The sequence below is a fragment of the Serratia sp. DFXYC6 genome (genome assembly GCF_057196085.1).
The window spans coordinates 430999-451531 of record NZ_JBXUNV010000003.1 but is presented as its reverse complement, the minus strand read 5'-3'; the positions used below and the strand labels follow the sequence as shown (position 1 = coordinate 451531).

The following is a 20533-nucleotide window of genomic DNA, read 5'->3' as shown; positions in this document are numbered from 1 at the left end:
GTTAAACCATTCATTGTTTAACGATGATATTTTCCTGCGATGGATCAACGTGTTGCATCTGCAGTTTTTCTGTCGCGATACGTTCAACCCGGCTGTGATCGCCGAGGGCGTTCTCTTCTAAAATCAGGTTGCGCCACTCGATATCCAGCGCATCGCGCTCCAGAACCAGCTGTTCACGCTCGGCGGTCAGCAGGCGGGTGCGGTGCGCGGTAGTCACCACGAAAATCGCGGAGACCAGTGACGCAATCAGTAAAATCAGGGGGATCTTGGCGTTGCGCAGCAGATCGCCGCCAATCACCCCGACCAGGCCGTGACGTTCGTTGCCAATCACGCGGGCATCCTCTCAGCAATACGCAGCACCGAGCTGCGCGCACGCGGGTTGTCCGCCACTTCCGCTTCCGACGGCATCATTTTGCCCAGCGCTTTCAGCGTCCGGCCGCCCATGCCGCGCAGCTGCTCTTCGGTCAACGGAATGCCGGCCGGCACCTGGGCGCCGCGGCTGTGGTGACGCATAAAACGTTTGACGATGCGGTCTTCCAGCGAGTGGAAGCTGATGATCGACAAACGGCCCTGCGGGGCCAGCACTTCCAGCGCGCCGTCGAGCGCACGCTCGATCTCTTCCAGCTCGCTGTTGATATAGATGCGGATCGCCTGGAAGCTGCGCGTCGCCGGGTGCTTGTGCTTTTCCCGGAACGGACTGGCATCGGCGATCAGATCCGCCAGCTCTTTGGTGCGCGTCATCGGCTCCACGCGGTTTCTTTCCACGATGGCGCGCGCGATGCGCTTGGCGAAACGCTCCTCGCCAAAGGTTTTCAGCACCCAGGCGATGTCGTCCGCTTCGGCCTTCATCAGCCATTCCGCGGCGGACAGGCCGGTGGACGGATCCATGCGCATGTCCAGCGGGCCATCGCGCATAAAGGAGAACCCGCGCTCCGCGTCGTCAAGCTGCGGCGAGGAAACGCCCAGATCGAGCAGAACGCCGTCGATCTTGCCCACCAGCTCGCGCTCCCGCACATAGTGCGACAACTCGGAAAATGGGCCGTGTACGATGGTAAAACGAGGATCTTCAATAGATTTGGCGGCTGCAATCGCCTGAGGGTCACGGTCAATCGCCAGCAAACGCCCTTCCGGCCCCAGCTGGGACAGAATCAGACGAGAATGGCCACCGCGACCAAAAGTACCGTCGATATATATGCCGTTACTGCGGATGTTGAGGCCATTGACGGCTTCGTCCAGCAGGACGGTGGTGTGTTTATAGTTTTCCAACATGCTTATAGCGACAAGTCCTGTAGCCGCTCAGACAACGGTTCCTGAGCCGACTGTTCAGCGTCAATATCATCCTTGACTTGTTGATACCAGGTCTGTTCATCCCACAGTTCAAACTTGTTGAACTGACCGACCAGCATCACTTCTTTCGTGAGCCCGGCGTGTTGCCGCAGCGTACTGGCTAACAGCAAACGACCGGCACTATCCATCTGACACTCACTGGCATGCCCCAACAGCAGGCGCTGAACGCGGCGCTCGGCGGGATTCATGCTCGACAGACGTGATAATTTTTGTTCAATAATTTCCCATTCGGGCAAAGGATAAAGCAGCAGACAGGGCTGATGGAGGTCAATGGTACAGACCATTTGGCCTTGCGATTCCTCGTTGAGCAATTCCCGATATCGGGTAGGTACGGCGAGCCGCCCTTTGCTGTCGAGGTTGACCATCGTCGCTCCACGGAACATTCCTGAGCTACCCCTTAGTGACCGTTTTCACCACTTTACCCCACAAATTCCCACACAATGGAGTTTACGGAGGGTATGAAAACCTTGTCAAGCCAGAGCGCCAGCGCTTTGGCAATATTTCTCTGGTCATTTTGGGAGCTGACTCGCGAAAGAAACTCTGATTATTCGACGATTAAAAATTAACACCATGATAAACGGAGAGAATTTTCTAAGCGGAAAGAATCTGATTAAAAACCTGACGAACTGGCGATTAATTAACTCATTACTTCCTTCTGCAAGCCATGTCTCATTTTTCAGCTCGGCAATCTCAGGGCTGTAACCGCTGGCGAGCCGCGCCCGCCAAGGCTCGGCGCCAGGCGAACCGATCGCGGAATAAGGCCATAACTCCTTGAGTTAATAACGCTCAATCGTTATTCACCGTAAAACCGGGCGCTATTTTACTTCAATTTGCACCGCCGTGATGAGGCCGCGATAAAAATAAATGGCTCGGATATTACGAGCAGAAGTAATTTCGATTCAAATCAACTTGGTAAGATTATTCCCAAAATACCTGTTTACAATTATGGTTTCATTTTCTTACACCTTTATTTCCACAATTTTTGCCGGAAAAAATCCTCTTCAAAAACGAAAAATCGCAACCTTATGTTTTTAATCGATTTATTTAAAAACGCCGATTTTAATCTCTCCGCCCCATCCTACGCCCCTGTTCTGCGGGACAAAAAGCGAACAAATGTTAAAAATAAAAATATAAACCTAGTTAAAAAACACAATCCAGATTAGTACACTATAAAAAAGGCAAAAAACCAGCCTTAACATCCAACAATGAATGATTTAACAGAATTTTAACTATAAGGGGTGACACATGCTTTCGCCCGCGACTCACTGGCGTAGCGCCGCTGCCGATACGTTCGCACTGGTGGTGTATTGCTTTATCGCCGGCATGGCGATAGAAGTGTTGATCTCAGGCATGAGCTTCCAGCAATCCCTCTCTTCACGCCTGTTGTCGATCCCGGTCAACATCCTGATCGCCTGGCCTTACGGCCGCTATCGCGATCTGTTTATCCGCACGGCGCGCCGCTGCCCGCGCGGCCAGTTCCTGCTGCGCAACCTCGCCGATCTGCTGGCCTACGTCAGCTTCCAGTCGCCGGTTTATGCCGCCATTCTATGGAGCGTAGGCGCCGACGGCCAACAAATGCTGGCGGCGGTAACCAGCAATGCGCTGGTCTCCATGGCGATGGGCGTGGTGTATGGCTATTTCCTGGAATACTGCCGGCGGCTGTTCCGGGTGGCGGACTACGTCTAAACCAGGAGCCCGCCAACGCGGGCCTCTGTCAGGCAAACTACTTGCGGCTCAGGCTGCCGCGGCGGAACAGATTGCGGCGAATGCGCGTCAGCCCCGGCTTGGGTTTACGCGGTTCGTCCAGGCTGGCCAGCACCAGCTCCAGCACGCGCTCGGCCACGTCGCGATGGCGCTGCGCTACCGCCAATACCGGGCACTCCAGGAAATCCAACAGTTCATGATCGCCGAAGGTGGCAATCGCCAGATCGGTCGGCAAGCGGCCGCGTTGCTTCAGCGTCACGTCCATCACGCCCTGCAATAAAGAGAACGACGTGGTAAACAGCGCCTGCGGCATCGGGTGCGTTTTCAGCCATTCGGCAAACAACGCGCCGGCGGCTTCGCGTTCATAGCTGTTGGCGTACAGGTAATCGACGTGGCGGGGATCCTCTTGCCAGGCCTGACGGAAGCCCTGCTCACGCAGGAAGCTCACCGAAAGCTCCGGCAAGGCGCCCAGATACAGCACCGATTCAGCCGGGAAGGTGCGCAGCTCCTGCGCCAACGCAAAGGCATCTTCCTGATCGGCGCCCACAACGCTGATGAAATGCTCGCGATCCAGCGCGCGGTCCAGCGCGATGATCGGCAGCGGATCGTTGGCCCAGCGTTGATAGAAAGGATGTTCCGGCGGCAAGGCGGTGGAGACGATAATGGCATCCACCTGGCGCTGCAGCAGGTGCTCAATGCAGCGCATTTCGTTGTCCGGCTGATCTTCGGAACAGGCGATCAGCAATTGGTAACCCCGCTGGCGCGCCTGGCGCTCCAGGTAGTTGGCGATGCGGGTATAGCTGGTATTTTCCAGATCCGGGATCACCAGGCCGATAGAACGGGTGCGCCCGGCGCGCAGCCCCGCCGCGACGGCATTCGGGTGATAGTTATGCTCCCTGACCACGGCCATCACTTTCTCGACGGTTTTATCGCTGACACGATACTGCTTCGCCTTGCCGTTGATGACATAACTGGCCGTCGTGCGCGAAACGCCCGCGAGACGCGCGATTTCATCCAGTTTCACATTAACCCCTTAATGACGCTGAAAATAGAAGTGAAGGCTGTGCTCGGATTAACCATGGCATCCCGTACGGTTATTCAATCCAGCCTCTGCGATCTAACAGCAGAAAACACTACCTAGCAACCGCTTTTGCCGAAAGGTGCCAGCAATCGGGCAAAAAATACCGAAAAACAAAGGGCGCAGCCACGCCGCGCCCCGATTATTCGCCGCCAAACCGCGCTCAGCGCATGATTTTGTCGCCGCGCGACACGCCGACCACGCCGGAACGCGCCACTTCCACGATCTCCGCCACTTCACGCACCGCGCTCAGGAAGGCGTCGAGCTTGTCGCTGGTGCCGGCCAGCTGCACCGTATACAGCGTCGCCGTCACATCGACGATCTGGCCGCGGAAAATGTCGGCGCAGCGCTTCACCTCTTCACGGCCGTAGCCGCTGGCCTGCAGCTTCACCAGCATGATCTCGCGCTCGACGTGGGCGCCCTGCACCAGTTCGCTGACGCGCAGCACGTCCACCAGCTTGTGCAACTGCTTCTCAATCTGCTCCAGCACTTTCTCATCGCCGACGGTCTGGATAGTCATGCGCGACAGCGTCGGATCGTCGGTCGGCGCCACCGTCAGGCTCTCGATGTTGTAACCGCGCTGGGAGAACAGCCCCACCACGCGCGACAGGGCGCCGGATTCGTTTTCCAGCAAGACAGATAAAATACGGCGCATGATCAGGTCCTCTCCGTTTTGCTAAGCCACATTTCGTCCATGCTTCCGCCGCGGATCTGCATCGGGTAGACATGTTCGGTTTCATCGACGGTCACATCGACGAACACCAGCCGCTCTTTTTCCGCCAGCGCCTGCGCCAGCTTGCTTTCCAGCTCATCCGGCGTGCGGATGGCGATGCCGACATGGCCGTAAGCCTCGGCCAGCTTGACGAAGTCCGGCAGCGAATCCATGTAAGACTGCGAATGACGGCCGGAATAAATCATGTCCTGCCACTGCTTGACCATGCCCAGATAGCGGTTGTTGAGGTTCACCACCACCACCGGCAGGTTATATTGCAGCGCGGTGGACAGCTCCTGAATATTCATCTGAATGCTGCCGTCGCCGGTCACGCACACCACGGTTTCCTCCGGCAGCGCCAGCTTGACGCCCAATGCCGCCGGCAGGCCGAAGCCCATGGTGCCGAGGCCGCCGGAGTTGATCCAACGGCGCGGTTTGTCGAACGGATAATAGAGCGCGGCGAACATCTGGTGCTGCCCCACGTCGGAGGTCACATAGGCGTCGCCTTTGGTCAGGCGATGCAAGGTTTCAATCACCGCCTGCGGCTTGATGGTGCCGCTGTTTTTGTCGTACCCCAAACAGTCGCGGGCGCGCCACTGTTCGATAGACTGCCACCAGTCGCGCAGCGCATCGTGATCCTGCGCCTTGTCATCCTGCGCCAACAGCTCCAGCATCTGCACCAGCACCTGTTTGGCATCGCCGACGATCGGGATATCGGCGTCCACCGTTTTGGAGATCGAGGTCGGATCGATATCGATGTGCAGCACGGTGGCATCCGGGCAGTATTTGGCCAGATTGTTGGTCGTACGATCGTCGAAACGCACGCCGACGGCGAAGATCACGTCGGCATGGTGCATGGTTTTATTGGCTTCATAGGTGCCGTGCATGCCGAGCATGCCGACACTCTGGCGATGGGTGCCGGGGAAAGCGCCCAGCCCCATCAGGCTGCTGGTCACCGGCAGGTTCAGCTGCTCCGCCAACGCCAGCAGTTCGGCTTCGCAACCGGCGTTGATCGCGCCGCCGCCGACGTACATCACCGGCTTTTTGGCCGCCAGGATGGTTTGCAACGCGCGTTTGATTTGCCCGCGGTGGCCCTGCACCGTCGGGTTGTAAGAACGCATGCTCACGTCCTGCGGATAGGCATAAGGCATCCGCACCGCCGGGCCAACGATGTCTTTCGGCAGATCGATCACCACCGGGCCGGGGCGGCCGCTGGAAGCCAGGTAAAAGGCCTTCTTCAACACCGCCGGGATGTCTTCGGTACGTTTCACCAGGAAACTGTGTTTCACCACCGGCCGAGAAATCCCCACCATATCGCACTCCTGGAAGGCGTCGTAGCCGATCAGCGAGCTGGGCACCTGCCCCGACAGGACGACCATCGGGATCGAGTCCATATAGGCGGTGGCAATACCGGTAATGGCATTGGTGGCACCGGGGCCGGAGGTCACCAGCACCACGCCCACTTCGCCGGTGGCGCGCGCGTAGCCGTCGGCCATGTGCACCGCACCTTGCTCGTGGCGCACCAGAATATGATCGATCCCTCCGACCGTATGCAGGGCGTCGTAGATATCGAGCACCGCCCCGCCGGGGTAGCCGAATACATGTTTAACGCCCTGATCGATCAACGATCGGACGACCATCTCGGCTCCTGACAACATCTCCATGGGTTTGCCTCCAGGCTTGCTTATTCTTCTCTGGCGCCGGAACGTAGCGCCTGCTGCGGGGCAATGCCCCAAAGTTTTTATGGGTTGTCGCTATCGAATTAACATAACGTCAGAATTTGGGGCAGGCAAACGGCAAAATGGCTTAACGGTGGCGGGGTTATTGCCAAGCGGCTGGAGATCGCAGCTTTATAAAAACAATGCGCTAGCCTCAGGGTTGTCGGGCTAGGCATTGTTTCGAACAGGAGGGAAATTACAGAACTAAATCAGGTGATGGATATGCCGCTTTTTTCGCCGGGCACATGGCCCGGCGGCGGCGTCAGGCCTGTTCCTGGTACATCGAGTCGATTTCGCGCTGATAGCGCTGCAGGATCACTTTGCGGCGCAGCTTCAGCGTTGGCGTCAGCTCCCCCAACTCCATGGAAAAAGCCGCCGGCAGCAGCGTGAACTTCTTCACCTGCTCGAAACGCGCCAGCTCCTTTTGCATCTCGCGCAGACGCTTTTCGAACATCGCGAGGATCTCGCCGTTGCGCAGCAGCTCCAGGCGATCCTGATACTTCAGGTTGACTGACTTCGCGTACTCTTCCAACGACTCAAAGCACGGCACGATCAGCGCGGAAACGAACTTGCGCGCATCGGCGATGATCGCCACCTGCTCGATAAAGCGGTCCTGCGCCAGCGTGCCTTCCAGCATCTGCGGCGCTATGTATTTGCCGCCGGAGGTTTTCATCAAATCTTTCAGGCGCTCGGTGATGAACAGATTGCCCTCTTCATCGATCGCCCCGGCGTCGCCGGTTTTCAGCCAGCCATCGGCGGTAAAGGTCGCGGCGGTTTCCAACGGTTTGTTGAAATAGCCGCGCATCACGATCGGCCCGCGCACCTGAATTTCATTTTCTTCACCGATGCGCACCTCGACCTCCGGCAGCGGTTTACCGATAGAGCCGAAGCGGAAATGCCCCTCTTCCCAGCAGGACACGGTCGCACAGGTTTCGGTCATGCCGTAGCCGTACTTGATGTTGACGCCCATCGCCTGGAAAAACAGGATCACATTGTCATCCAGCTTGGCACCCGCTGCCGGCAAGAAACGCACCCGGCCACCGAGAATGCCGCGCAGCTTGCTCAATACCAGCTTGTCGGCCCAGCGGTGAGAGAGTTCGAACAGTTTGCCCAACGGTTTGCCGGCCCGCTCTTGCAGGAACTTGCGCTCCCCGCAGACGATCGCCCAGTGGAACAGCGCACGGCGCAACCAAGGGGCACGCGCCACTTTTTCATGCACCGCGCTGAAAATCTTCTCGTAGAAACGCGGTACCGCGCACATTAACGTCGGCCGCACCTGCCCCATCGCTTCCCGTACCCAGTCGGTGTTCGGCAGGAAAACATTCTGCGCGCCGGAATGCATGACAAAGAAGCTCCAGGCACGCTCGAACACGTGCGACAGCGGCAGGAAACTGAGCGACACATCCTCTTCGCCGACCGTCAGTCTCTCATCATGCAGGTAGAGCTGCGCCGCCAGGTTGCGGTAGTCCAGCATTACCCCTTTCGGTTCGCCGGTGGTGCCCGAGGTATAGATCAGGGTAAAGAGATCCTGCAGGTCGCACTCTTCAATGCGCTGCCGACGTTGAGCGACAAAAGCCGCCGGATCGGCAGCGCGCTCGAAGGCGCCCAGGTGTTGTGCGATCTCGCAGCCGCGCAGATCGGTGCCCTCGTCGAACACGATGATATGACCCAGCTGTGGGCAGACGCCACGCAGTGCGATGGCGGCATCCAGCTGCGCCTGCTCGCCGACGAACAGGATGCGAATGTCAGCGTCGTTGATGACGAAGGCCGCCTGCGCCGGCGTATTGGTGGAATAGAGCGGTACGCTGACGCCACGCAGGTGCAGGATCGCGAGATCGGTCAACGACCAGGCCATCGTGTTATTGGCGAAGATACCGATACGTTCTTGCACTTCGGCGCCCAGCGCCAGCAGCCCGGCGGCAATGCGATCAATGCGGGCAGCCGCCGCTCCCCAGGTCAGTTGAAACTCGCCGTTGGGCGACCATTGGCGAAATGCTGTGCGATCGGCTCGGTGGGTGATTTGATGCTGTATACGATGGATCAAATGGTATTGCAGCAGATTAGTGATCATAGTGCTCTAAGCCTGAAATGAATCATACAGTTAAGCCTGAACGATGCCTTGCGGCCCTCATCTCAGCTTACACGTGTTTACTTTTTTCCGCGCAGTCTACCTACTCTCAGGCAGGGGGAAAAGCGATTTCAGCGTAGAAGTGTGAGCCAAAACTCAGGCCGGCTTTCGCGCTTTCATGGGTTGGACAAAACGGGAAGGAAAAGGTTTGATGGCGGCCATAAAACGCGGCCCGTTCGGGCCGCCACATCGAGTTAGTTTAAAATTCCAGCTGGAAAGTAAAAATCAGAATATTAATTTATATTAATTGTTTTCGCTAAATGAACAAATTTATCCTGAGAATAAGTTATTCTATCGCCGCAAAACCAAGAAACATCTTAATAAAAACACAGATAGTTCTTAGTTTTTATCATGAGAAAAAAACGCTCAGTTGAATATTATCTTAATATGGTTCCCATCTTTATCGCTTTACTTTTGGTTACCCGCCTCAATCAGGACAGATTTCATCCACTGGTGGCCTTTATCCCGCTCTGAGGATTCATGCCAGGAGAGGTAGCAGGTGGCTTTATTATCGTTGCCACATAAAGGAACCGCCTTTATTTTCAACGCCTCCGTCTGCTGTCGCACCAACCAGGCGGGCGCAATCGCTACCATTTCCGTTTGCGACACCATATTCAACACGCTGTAAAGATCCGTGCACTGCTGCGTCACGGCGCGCAGCATCGGCTCGTCTAAATAAAAAGGTTTACTGAACGATCCAAAGCTTTCCAGGGAAACCGCAGCATGCTGCTCGGCCAGCATATGCTCCGGCGTCACCTCCTCGCCTATTCTCGGGTGCGCCTGCGCAACCGCCAGCACTAATTCGTCGTCGAACATCGCCAGGCTGCGAAACTCCGCCGACTCGAAACGGCTGTAGCCGATGACAAACTCCACGTCCTGATAACGCAATTGACGTTCAATATTATTGTTAATGTATGACTTTATTTGCAGGTTAAGCTGCGGCGCTATCTGTTTGACGTGATTGATTATCCCGGCGCCCAGACGCAAATCGAGCGGGCTGCACAGCGACAGGGAGAACGCTCGCGTGCTGGTCAGCGGCTCAAACTCAGATCCCGGCAACTCATTCTGCACCAGCTGCAGCGCTTGCCGCACCGGCCCGAACAGCTGCCTGGCCCGCATGGTGGGCTGGATCCCGCGGCCGCAGCGCACGAACAGTTCGTCGTTGAACATCACCTTCAGGCGCGCTACCGCGTTGCTCACCGCCGGCTGCGACATCCCTAACGAATTAGCGGCTCGCGTAATATTTTGCATTTGCATCACGGCGTCAAACACCGTCAGTAAATTAAGATCGACGCTGCGCAAATGGATGTCCGCCGGTTCTTTGACCATGGCGATTTCTGAATCATATTCAGCCATATTTCACTCCACTAAATCCTGTGTAGATAATCTAATCCTTATGCTCGACAAACAATGAAACGCCGCATTGTCTTATCTTTGCACGACAAATCCTGCCATTACCGTCATCAACCGATAAAAAACCTCGTGTTATCGACACGATATAAGTCGTATATGGAATACATGTCAGCAGCTTTCCCCGTCAGCGAGAAGAATGCCACCTGGGTAGTACTAATAATTAGGTATCAATAATGATTAATACAATTGAACAACGTCGCCGCACTGTATGAGACAAACTATAAAAACACATCATAAGCAATCAAACCATCTAAAAACACCGCTCACTTTGTATAAAAACGCATTATTTTGTTATATTATGACTAAAACAATCAATTATTCATATGAGTTCAATTTAAACCATTTGCATTGAAAATGTTATTTTATTGCTCCCCGTGATTAATCCCCTTGTTTTTTTCATCACAAATCTTAACGCAACGAAATCCAGAAGCAATTAGCGCAGTATATATTCGATTCGTTTATGCTAAGCAGCACGCAAACTGGCCCCATTTTTTTCTCTAAGGCGTCGTTTTTTTGCCGAATGATCCTCTGTTTAGCTAATGAGCTGATGCATTGTCCCCGCATTCAATCAGGTGTTGACATCGCCAGGCCAATCACGTATCAAATTAGGCAGACACCCAATTTAAGAGAAGCTGAACCCTTATGATCCGTACTCACCGTCTACTAGGCCTACTACTCAACGCATCTTGTTTGCGCGGTATGCCTGTGGACGACGTTCGGAGCTGACTCAGCCGATCACCCATAAGAAACCCGCGCTACTGCGCGGGTTTTTTTTTGCCCGCTTAGCGTGAAATCAACACGATAAGGAATGCACCGATGAGCCAACAAGTCATTATTTTCGATACCACGCTGCGTGATGGCGAGCAGGCGCTGCAGGCCAGCCTGAGCGTAAAAGAGAAGATTCAGATTGCGCTGGCGCTGGAAAGAATGGGCGTTGACGTGATGGAAGTCGGCTTCCCGGTCTCTTCGCCGGGCGACTTCGAGTCGGTGCAAACCATCGCGCGCCAGATCAAGAACAGCCGCGTCTGTGGCCTGGCCCGCTGCGTGGACAAAGACATCGACGTGGCCGCCGAAGCGCTGCGCGTCGCCGAAGCGTTCCGCATCCACGTATTCCTGGCCACCTCAACCCTGCACATCGAATCGAAGCTGAAGCGCTCGTTCGACGAAGTGCTGGAGATGGCGGTACGATCGGTAAAACGCGCCCGCAACTACACCGACGACGTGGAGTTCTCCTGTGAAGACGCCGGCCGCACGCCGATCGACAATCTGTGTCGCGTGGTCGAAGCCGCCATCAACGCCGGCGCCACCACCATCAATATCCCGGACACCGTCGGCTACACCACCCCGAACCAGTTCGGCGGCATCATCACTACCCTGTATGACCGCGTGCCGAACATCGACAAAGCCATCATCTCCGTGCACTGCCACGACGATTTGGGCATGGCGGTCGGCAACTCCATCGCCGCAGTGCAAGCCGGAGCCCGCCAGGTGGAAGGCACCCTGAACGGCATTGGTGAACGCGCCGGCAACTGTTCGCTGGAGGAAGTGATCATGGCGATTAAAGTGCGCCAGGACATCATGAACGTGCACACCAACATCAACCACCAGGAAATCTTCCGCACCAGCCAGATCGTCAGCCAGCTGTGCAACATGCCGATCCCGGCCAACAAGGCGATCGTCGGCTCCAACGCCTTCGCCCACTCCTCTGGCATTCACCAGGACGGCGTGCTGAAGAACCGCGAAAACTACGAAATCATGACCCCGCAGTCGATCGGCCTGAAAGACGTGCAGTTAAACCTGACCTCCCGCTCCGGCCGCGCGGCGGTGAAACACCGCATGGAAGAGATGGGCTACCAGGAGCAGGATTACAACCTGGATACCCTGTACGCCGCCTTCCTGAAGCTGGCCGACAAAAAGGGCCAGGTGTTCGACTACGATCTGGAGGCGCTGGCCTTCATCAACAAACAGCAGGAAGAGCCGGAGCACTTCAGCCTGGGTTACTTCAGCGTGCAATCCGGCAGCAGCATCATGGCCACCGCCTCGGTGAAACTGATCTGCGGCGGCGAAGAGAAAGCCGAAGCCGCCACCGGCAACGGCCCGGTCGATGCGGTTTATCAGGCGATCAATCGCATCACCGACTACCCGATCGAGCTGGTGAAGTACCAATTGACCGCCAAGGGCCATGGCCGCGACGCGCTGGGCCAGGTGGATATCGTGGTCTCTTACAACGGCCGCCGCTTCCACGGCGTGGGTCTGGCGACCGATATCGTCGAATCCTCCGCCAAGGCGATGGTGCACGTGTTGAACAATATTTGGCGCTCACAGCAGGTAGAAAAAGAAAAGCAGCGCCTGCAGCAAAACAAACATCAAAATAATCAGGAAACGGTGTGAACATGACGAAGACTTATCACATTGCCGTCTTGCCCGGAGACGGCATCGGCCCGGAAGTAATGGCTCAGGCGCGCAAAGTGTTGGACGCGGTGCGTCAACGCTTTGACATTCGCATCACCACCGCCGAATACGACGTCGGCGGCATCGCCATCGATCGCCACGGCAGCCCGCTGCCGGCGGCGACCGTCGCCGGCTGCGAGCAGGCCGACGCCATCCTGTTCGGATCGGTGGGCGGCCCGAAATGGGAACATCTGCCGCCGGCCGAGCAGCCGGAACGCGGCGCGCTGTTGCCGCTGCGCAAGCACTTCAAACTGTTCAGCAACCTGCGCCCGGCGCGCCTGTATCAAGGGTTGGAGGCGTTCTGCCCGCTGCGCGCCGACATCGCCGCCCGCGGCTTCGACATTCTGTGCGTGCGCGAATTGACCGGCGGCATCTACTTCGGCCAGCCGAAAGGCCGCGAAGGCCAGGGCATGCAGGAACGCGCCTTCGATACCGAGGTGTATCACCGTTTCGAGATTGAACGCATCGCGCGCATCGCCTTCGAATCCGCCCGCAAGCGCCGCCACAAGGTGACGTCGATCGACAAGGCCAACGTGCTGCAAAGCTCCATCCTGTGGCGTGAAGTGGTCAATCAGGTCGCCAGGGATTACCCGGACGTGTCGCTGTCGCACATGTATATCGACAACGCCACCATGCAGTTGATCAAGGATCCGTCCCAGTTCGACGTGCTGCTGTGCTCCAATCTGTTCGGCGACATCCTGTCCGACGAGTGCGCGATGATCACCGGTTCGATGGGCATGCTGCCGTCCGCCAGCCTGAATGAGCAAGGCTTCGGCCTGTACGAACCGGCGGGCGGTTCCGCGCCGGATATCGCCGGCAAAGGCATCGCCAACCCGATTGCACAGATCCTGTCCGCCACCCTGCTACTGCGTTACAGCCTGGGCGCCGATGAAGCGGCCGCCGCCGTGGAGCGCGCCATCAACCAGGCGTTGGAACAGGGCTACCGCACCGCCGATCTGGCCGGTGACGGCAAAGCCGTCAGCACCGATGAAATGGGCGACATCATCGCCCGCTTTGTAGCTCAGGGGGCATAACATGGCCAAGACCTTATACCAGAAGCTGTACGACGCCCACGTGGTGCACGAAGCGCCGAACGAAACGCCGTTGCTGTATATCGACCGTCACCTGGTGCACGAAGTCACCTCGCCGCAGGCGTTCGACGGCCTGCGCGCCATGGGCCGTAAGGTGCGCCAACCCGGCAAAACCTTCGCCACCATGGATCACAACGTGTCGACCCAGACCAAAGACATCAACGCCAGCGGCGAAATGGCGCGCATCCAGATGCAGGAGCTGATCAAGAACTGCGCGGAATTCGGCGTTTCGCTGTATGACCTGAATCACCCGTTCCAGGGCATCGTGCACGTAATTGGGCCTGAGCAAGGCATGACGCTGCCGGGCATGACCATCGTCTGCGGCGACTCACACACCGCCACCCACGGCGCTTTCGGCTCATTGGCGTTCGGCATCGGCACCTCCGAAGTGGAACACGTGCTGGCGACCCAGACCCTGAAACAGGGCCGGGCCAAAACCATGAAGATTGAAGTCACCGGCGACGCCGCCGAGGGCATTACCGCCAAAGACATCGTGCTGGCGGTGATCGGCAAAACCGGCAGCGCAGGCGGCACCGGCCACGTGGTGGAGTTCTGCGGCAAGGCGATCGAGGCATTGAGCATGGAAGGGCGTATGACCCTGTGCAACATGGCGATCGAAATGGGCGCCAAAGCCGGGTTGGTCGCGCCGGACGACACCACCTTCGCCTACCTGAAGGGGCGTCAGTTCGCACCGACCGGCGAAAACTGGGAGCAGGCGGTCGCTTACTGGCGCACGCTGAAGTCCGACGCCGACGCCCAGTTCGATACCGTGGTGACGCTGCGCGCCGAAGAGATCGCGCCGCAGGTCACCTGGGGCACCAACCCTGGCCAGGTGATCGCCGTCAATCAGGCGATCCCGGCGCCGGAATCGTTCAGCGATCCGGTTGAGCGCGCCTCCGCCGAAAAAGCGCTGGCCTACATGGATTTGAAGCCGGGTATCAAATTGACCGAAGTGCCGATCGACAAGGTGTTCATCGGTTCCTGCACCAACTCGCGCATCGAAGATCTGCGCGCGGCGGCGGCGATCGCCAAGGGGCGCAAGGTCGCCAACGGCGTGCAGGCCATCGTGGTGCCGGGCTCCGGCCCGGTGAAGGCCCAGGCGGAAGCCGAAGGGTTGGACAAAATCTTTATTGAAGCCGGTTTCGAATGGCGCTTGCCGGGTTGCTCGATGTGCCTGGCGATGAACAACGACCGTCTGAATCCGGGCGAGCGCTGCGCGTCCACCAGCAACCGTAACTTCGAAGGGCGCCAGGGCCGCGGTGGGCGCACCCACCTGGTCAGCCCGGCAATGGCCGCCGCGGCCGCCGTCGCCGGTCACTTCGCTGACATCCGTGATATTCACTAAGGGGCTAACGTGGCTAAATTTACTCAACATACCGGCTTAGTGGTGCCTTTGGATGCGGCCAACGTCGACACCGACGCCATTATTCCCAAGCAGTTTTTACAGAAGGTGACCCGCACCGGTTTCGGCCAGCACCTGTTCAACGACTGGCGCTTCCTCGACGACGCCGGCCTGCAACCGAACCCGGCGTTCGTGCTGAACAAACCGCGCTATAAAGGCGCCAGCATCCTGTTGGCGCGCGAAAACTTCGGCTGCGGCTCCTCGCGCGAACACGCCCCCTGGGCGCTGACCGACTACGGGTTCAAAGTGGTGATTGCGCCGAGCTTTGCCGATATCTTCTACGGCAACTCGTTCAACAACCAGCTGTTGCCGGTGACGCTGAGCGAGCAGCAGGTGGATGAGCTGTTCAAGCTGGTGGACGCCAACGAAGGGACGGAGTTCGTGGTGGATCTGGAGAACCAGACGGTCAACGCCGGCGGCAAAAGCTATCCGTTCGAAATAGACAGTTTCCGCCGCCACTGCATGATCAACGGGCTGGACAGCATCGGCCTGACGCTGCAGCACGAAGCGGACATCTCCCGCTACGAAGCGCAGCAGCCGGCGTTTCTGAATTAATCCCCTTCACCCGCCGCCCGGCGGGTGAATTTTTTCCTCACCAGTAGCCCAGCAGCTTCCACCACGCCCCGCCGATCAGCATCCAAATCAGCAGGTTAACCACGCTCATCACCCACCCCGCTTTCCACCATTCCCCCAGCGTCACGTAGCCGGAGCCAAAGACGATTGGCGCGGTGCCGGTGCCATAATGGGTCAGCGACATCATCAGCGAAGAAGAGAACGCCAGGATCAGGCCCAGCAGCGCCGGTGGCGCGCCAAGCGCGATGCCGGCAGCGAAGAAGGCGGCGAACATCGCCGTCACGTGCGCGGTGGTGCTGGCGAAGAAATAGTGTGAATACAAATAGATAAGAGTCAGCAAGATCGTGCCGCCCACCCAGCTCATGCCCATACGGTCGATGCCGTTGCCGACGGTTTGCGACAGCCAGCCGATCAGCCCCAGCTTGCCGAGGAAGCTGGCCATCATCACCAGCGCCGAGAACCACACCACGGTGTCCCAGGCGCCTTTATGTTTCAGCACGTCCTCCCAGCTCAGCACCCCGGTGGCCAACAGCACTGCCAGGCCGATCAGCGCCGCGGTGGTGGGATTGACCGCCAGCGACGGGCCGAAGATCATCGCCGGAATGCCGGCCCACAGCACCAGCAGCAGCGCAAATACCCCGAGAGTAATTTTCTCCGGCAGCGTCACCGGCCCCAGCGCCTGCAGCTTTTCGCGCGCGAAGCGCGGCGCGTCCGGGGTACTTTTCACCTCAGGCGGATACAGCAGGTAGATGACCAGCGGCATCACGATCAACGAGCACAGCCCCGGTACCAGGGCGGCGACCGCCCACATCGACCAGGACAGCTCGAAGCTGCCGTGGGTGCCTTTGGCGATCAGGCTGACGATCAGCGGGTTAGGCGCGGTGGCGGTGATAAACATCGCCGAGGTGACCGGGTTGATGTTGTAGTTCACCAGCGACAGGTAGCGGCCAATCTTGCCGGAGGTATTGAGCTCGGGTTTGGAGCCGAAGCTGTCGGCGATCGACTTCATGATCGGGTGAATGATGCCGCCGCCGCGCGCGGTATTGCTCGGCGTCACCGGCGCCAGCGTGGTTTCCGCCAGCGTCAGCGCGTAGGCGATGCCCAGCGTCTTCTTGCCGAACAGCGAAATAAAGTAGTAGCCGATGCGCGCGCCCAGCCCGGTTTTGTTCAGGCTGAGGGAGATCATGATAGAAAAGCCGATCAGCCAGATCAGTTGGTTGGAAAAGCCGCTGAGCGCGTCGTCCAGCGCGGCGCCCGGCTTGCCGGGGTTGGTGACGCCGGTCACCGCCACCAGAGCGATGGCGATCACCGAGACCGCACCGATCGGCATCGCCTTGCCGATGATGGCGATGATGGTGCCGATAAACAGCGCCAGCAGCTGCCAGGCATTGGGCGCAACGCCCTCCGGCACGGGAATGAGGAACCAGATAATCAGCGTGGCGCCAAGGGCGCACAGGGAAGGAAGCGGTTTGAGCGGTGTGAGTTTATCCATAACGTTCCCACTGTTCTAAACGACAGGGCGGCATCTCAATAGCGAGACGGGCGTGGGCGCAACGATCGCGCGCCATATGCCTTCAGCTTGAGCGCCCGGCTTAGCCTTCTCAATGACTTGCATCAAGAATGCCGTCGTTTAACCTCACACTTCACGCACTTTGGCGCTCATCCCGAGCGCCGCCAGCGCCAACAGCGCCGCCATCCAATACACCGAACCATGACCGAAATTCTCCACCAGCGCGCCCTGCAGCACCCCGGCCAGGATCACCCCGGTAGAGATGCTGTTGGTGAACAGCGTGGTGGCGGCGCCCGGCCGGCCCGGCATCAAATCCTGAAAATAGAGCATGCCGATACCGGCGACGATGCCGATAAACACCGCGTTGAGCAGCTGCAGCGCGATCAGGGCCGGCTTGGCCGCCAACACCGTCAGCCCGAGATAAAACAGCACGCCCGCCGCCACCGCCAGCAGCATCATGTTGCGTTTGCCGAAGCGTTTGACGTAATAACCGGCCAGCAGCATTGCCGGGATTTCCAACCCGGCGGCGGTGCCCATCAGCACCCCGGCCAGCCCTTCCGGCAGCCCGAGATCGGCGGTGATATACAGCGGCATATCGATGATATACAAGGTATTGCAGGTCCACATCAGCATCGAAGCGATGAACAGCAGCCGCACATCGCGATTGCGCCAGGCGCTGGCGGGCGCGATCGGCGCAGACATCCCGCCCTGCAGCTCCCCATTCTCTGCCGCACGCGGCACCGAAGGCAGCATAACCCCTACCAGCAGCACGCAAACCGCGAAGGTGGCGGCGGCGATCAGGAACATCACGGTGAACCCATAGTTTAGCGCCAGCGCAAACGACAGCGGCGGGCCGATCACCCACGCCAGCGAAAGCTGGGCGCGCATCACCGAGCTGAACATCACCACCTCACGCGCCTCGCTGTCGGCGTATTCCCGCGCCAACGCGAAAATCTGCGGCATGGCGGTGTTGGCAACGGCGGACATCAGCACCCCGGCGGTGATCAGCGTCAGGTAGTCGCGGTTAAAGGCGAACAGCAGGCAGTTGCCGACCGCCATCAGGCAGCACAGCAGGATCAGCCTGCGCCGATCGCCGCGGGTATCGGAGCGCTTGGCGAGCAGAAAACTGACCACGATGCCGGCCACGGCGTTGGCGGTGTAAAACAGCCCTACCCACAGCGGCCGCACTTTGACCTCGGTGGTCAGAAACAGACTGAGCGTCGGCGTCAGCAACGCGCCGGCGATGCCGGAGAGAAAAGCGATCAGCAGGAATGCGGCAAAGATGGGGTTAATACGCAGTGACAACCGGCTCAGGCGTTGCATATCGTCTTCCCTGACCTCAAAGCAGAAGAAAGAACCTTAGGCCACGGCGAGAAAAATGCAAGCGCATCGCCATGACCGCGCATAAAAAAACCAGTGGGTCGCCCCACTGGCTGGTGAAACAGCACCATTACTCAGAAACTTGTTGCCGCAGCCCCTACAGGTGCTCGCGATACTGCTTATCGGTCATCTCTTTAATGTCCCATTGCGTCAGGTGCGCCAGCATCGCCAGCCGCGCCTGTTCGGGCACCACGCTCAGCCAGTCGGCTCGCTGGCGGCGCACCGCGCTGAAATAGCGCTGATAGAACTGCCTGGATAAGAAAGCTTTCATGATTACGCCCTCCCCTTTCATTGATGAAAATTATCGGCGTAATATAGGGAAAGAAAAATTGACGAGTTGAAGCGGGAGCGTTCCTCTTTTATGTCCACGTCCAGATTGCAGCAGCAGTTCATCCGCCTGTGGCAGCGCTGCCACGGTGAAACCACCGACACCACGCTGCAGGATCTGGCGGAGGTGCTCAGCTGCTCGCGGCGCCACGTGCGCTCCCTGCTGAGCGCCATGCAGCGGGAAGGCTGGCTCACCTGGCAGGCGGAGTCGGGGCGCGGCAAGCGTTCGCGGCTAACCTTCCACTACACCGGCCTGGCGCTGCAGCAACAGCGGGCCGAGGAGCTGCTGGAACAGGATCGCATCGATCAACTGGTGCAACTGGTGGGCGACAAAAACGTGGTGCGCCAGATGCTGCTGTCGCAGCTGGGGCGTAGCTTCCGCCAGGGGAAACACATCCTGCGGGTGCTCTACTACCGGCAGTTGTACAACCTGCTGCCCGGCTCGGCGCTGCGGCGTTCGGAAACCCATCTGGCGCGCCAGATCTTCAACGGCCTGACACGCATAAATGAGGAAAACGGGGAACTGGAGTCCGATCTGTCTCACCATTGGCAGGCGTTGACGCCACTGCACTGGCGTTTTTACCTGCGCCCGGCGATCCATTTTCATCACGGCCGCGAGCTGGAGATGGCGGACGTCATTACTTCTCTCTCGCGTCTGACCTCGCAACCGCTGTTCTCGCATATCGAGAGCGTCACCTCGCCGACGCCATTCGTGATTGATGTGCATCTGCGCAGCCCCGACCACTGGCTGCCCTGGCTGCTGGGCAGCGTGCACGCCATGATCCTGCCGCGCGAATGGCGCGAACTGCCGGATTTCGCCCGCCATCCGATCGGCACCGGCCCCTATCGCGTAGTGCGCAATCTCCCCAGCCAGATGAAGATCCACGCCTTCGACGACTATTTTGGCTACCGGGCGCTGATCGACGAGGTGAATATCTGGGTGCTGCCGGAGTTCTCCGAAGAACTGGTGCATTCCGGCGTACAGCTGCAGGGCGATGAAACCGGCAACAACGAACTGGAAAGCCGGCTGGAAGAGGGCTGCTATTTCCTGCTGTTCGACCGGCGCTCCCCGCTGGCCGCCGATCCCGCCATTCGCAGCTGGCTGTGCGAATTGATCAACCCCATTTTGCTGCTGAGCCACGCCGGGCCGCTCTACCAGCGCTACTGGTCGCCGGCGTACGGCCTGCTGCCCCGTTGGCACCACAACCGCGCGCTGGCGCAGCAGCCCAAACCGGCGGGGCTGACCGAACTGACGATGACCCACTTCAATGAGCATTCGGAGTTTCACGCCATCCGTCAGGCGATCGAGCCGCTGCTGGCGCAGCACGGCATCCGCCTGATCGTGCAAAGCGTGGATTACGCCACCTGGCACCAGGGCGACGCGCGCAGCGATCTGTGGCTTGGCAGCGCCAACTTCTATCTGCCGCTGGAGTTTTCGCTGTTCGCCACGCTGTACGAACTGCCGCTGATGCAGCATTGTATGAACGAAGATCTGGCGCAGGACGCGGCGCTGTGGCGCGCCAACCGCCTGCCGCTGGCGGAGTTCTGCCAGCGACTGGTCAGCAACCACCAGCTGCATCCGCTGTTCCACCACTGGCTGCAGCTGCACGGCCAGCGCAGCATGCGCGGCGTGCGGATGAACACCCTCGGCTGGTTCGACTTCAAGTCCGCCTGGTTTGCCCCGCCGGAGACATAAGCG

Annotated in this window: 17 protein-coding genes; 6 read left to right on the top strand and 11 right to left on the bottom strand. The window is 58.6% G+C overall.

The window, feature by feature from the left end; genetic code table 11:
* Positions 1-10: 10 nt before the first annotated feature.
* From ftsL to mraZ, 3 genes are read right to left on the bottom strand one after another with little or no spacing between them, the layout of a single operon-like run.
* Positions 11-331 (bottom strand): cell division protein FtsL, encoded by a 321-nt coding sequence (gene ftsL, locus AC2CGQ_RS18410; protein WP_015376645.1) that lies wholly within the window; start codon positions 329-331, stop codon positions 11-13.
* Positions 328-1269: a 16S rRNA (cytosine(1402)-N(4))-methyltransferase RsmH gene (rsmH, locus tag AC2CGQ_RS18405; protein ID WP_004932794.1), complete on the bottom strand. Its 942-nt coding sequence runs from the start codon at positions 1267-1269 to the stop codon at positions 328-330. The genes ftsL and rsmH overlap by 4 nt, the downstream gene beginning before the upstream one ends.
* Before the next feature lie 2 nt (positions 1270-1271).
* Positions 1272-1730 carry a division/cell wall cluster transcriptional repressor MraZ gene (mraZ, locus tag AC2CGQ_RS18400; protein ID WP_031300396.1) on the bottom strand — a complete coding sequence of 153 codons (459 nt, stop codon included), beginning with the start codon at positions 1728-1730 and terminating at the stop codon, positions 1272-1274.
* Positions 1731-2592: 862 nt separating this feature from the next.
* Between mraZ and AC2CGQ_RS18395 the strand changes: the two genes are divergently transcribed.
* Positions 2593-3033 carry an L-alanine exporter AlaE gene (locus AC2CGQ_RS18395; RefSeq protein ID WP_004932798.1) on the top strand — a complete coding sequence of 147 codons (441 nt, stop codon included), beginning with the start codon at positions 2593-2595 and terminating at the stop codon, positions 3031-3033.
* A 37-nt stretch (positions 3034-3070) separates the two neighbouring features.
* Here AC2CGQ_RS18395 and cra read toward each other — a convergent pair whose 3' ends face one another.
* From cra to leuO, 5 genes are all read right to left on the bottom strand, one after another.
* Complete coding sequence (gene cra, locus AC2CGQ_RS18390) at positions 3071-4075, bottom strand: catabolite repressor/activator (protein WP_004932801.1); 1005 nt, start codon at positions 4073-4075, stop codon at positions 3071-3073.
* A gap of 217 nt (positions 4076-4292) precedes the next feature.
* A complete protein-coding gene (gene ilvN, locus AC2CGQ_RS18385; protein WP_004932806.1) occupies positions 4293-4784 on the bottom strand; it encodes an acetolactate synthase small subunit in 492 nt (163 codons plus the stop codon).
* 2 nt (positions 4785-4786) lie between these two features.
* Positions 4787-6505 (bottom strand): acetolactate synthase 3 large subunit, encoded by a 1719-nt coding sequence (gene ilvI, locus AC2CGQ_RS18380; RefSeq protein WP_033641254.1) that lies wholly within the window; start codon positions 6503-6505, stop codon positions 4787-4789.
* Between the two features lie 316 nt (positions 6506-6821).
* Positions 6822-8630 carry an AMP-dependent synthetase/ligase gene (locus AC2CGQ_RS18375; RefSeq protein ID WP_484593813.1) on the bottom strand — a complete coding sequence of 603 codons (1809 nt, stop codon included), beginning with the start codon at positions 8628-8630 and terminating at the stop codon, positions 6822-6824.
* A gap of 465 nt (positions 8631-9095) precedes the next feature.
* The gene (leuO, locus tag AC2CGQ_RS18370; protein WP_484593812.1) at positions 9096-10043 is read right to left on the bottom strand and encodes a transcriptional regulator LeuO; all 948 of its coding nucleotides are present in this window, start codon (positions 10041-10043) and stop codon (positions 9096-9098) included.
* Between the two features lie 873 nt (positions 10044-10916).
* Here leuO and leuA point away from each other — a divergent pair.
* Genes leuA through leuD form a run of 4 tightly spaced genes read left to right on the top strand, consistent with a single transcriptional unit; the run spans position 10917 to position 15599 of the window.
* Positions 10917-12491 carry a 2-isopropylmalate synthase gene (gene leuA / locus AC2CGQ_RS18365; protein WP_004932820.1) on the top strand — a complete coding sequence of 525 codons (1575 nt, stop codon included), beginning with the start codon at positions 10917-10919 and terminating at the stop codon, positions 12489-12491.
* A gap of 2 nt (positions 12492-12493) precedes the next feature.
* Complete coding sequence (gene leuB / locus AC2CGQ_RS18360) at positions 12494-13585, top strand: 3-isopropylmalate dehydrogenase (RefSeq protein ID WP_484593811.1); 1092 nt, start codon at positions 12494-12496, stop codon at positions 13583-13585.
* A gap of 1 nt (position 13586) precedes the next feature.
* Complete coding sequence (gene leuC, locus AC2CGQ_RS18355; protein ID WP_048326158.1) at positions 13587-14987, top strand: 3-isopropylmalate dehydratase large subunit; 1401 nt, start codon at positions 13587-13589, stop codon at positions 14985-14987.
* A gap of 9 nt (positions 14988-14996) precedes the next feature.
* Complete coding sequence (gene leuD / locus AC2CGQ_RS18350) at positions 14997-15599, top strand: 3-isopropylmalate dehydratase small subunit (protein WP_484593810.1); 603 nt, start codon at positions 14997-14999, stop codon at positions 15597-15599.
* Between the two features lie 37 nt (positions 15600-15636).
* Here leuD and AC2CGQ_RS18345 read toward each other — a convergent pair whose 3' ends face one another.
* From AC2CGQ_RS18345 to sgrT, 3 genes are all read right to left on the bottom strand, one after another.
* Positions 15637-17109 (bottom strand): DASS family sodium-coupled anion symporter, encoded by a 1473-nt coding sequence (locus AC2CGQ_RS18345; RefSeq protein ID WP_033631779.1) that lies wholly within the window; start codon positions 17107-17109, stop codon positions 15637-15639.
* A gap of 144 nt (positions 17110-17253) precedes the next feature.
* Complete coding sequence (locus AC2CGQ_RS18340) at positions 17254-18450, bottom strand: MFS transporter (protein WP_033631778.1); 1197 nt, start codon at positions 18448-18450, stop codon at positions 17254-17256.
* Positions 18451-18604: 154 nt separating this feature from the next.
* On the bottom strand, positions 18605-18778 hold the full coding sequence (gene sgrT, locus AC2CGQ_RS18335) for a glucose uptake inhibitor SgrT (protein WP_004932838.1): 174 nt from the start codon (positions 18776-18778) through the stop codon (positions 18605-18607).
* A 90-nt stretch (positions 18779-18868) separates the two neighbouring features.
* Here sgrT and sgrR point away from each other — a divergent pair, with 90 nt between their 5' ends.
* On the top strand, positions 18869-20530 hold the full coding sequence (sgrR, locus tag AC2CGQ_RS18330) for an HTH-type transcriptional regulator SgrR (protein ID WP_484593809.1): 1662 nt from the start codon (positions 18869-18871) through the stop codon (positions 20528-20530).
* Positions 20531-20533 lie beyond the last annotated feature (3 nt).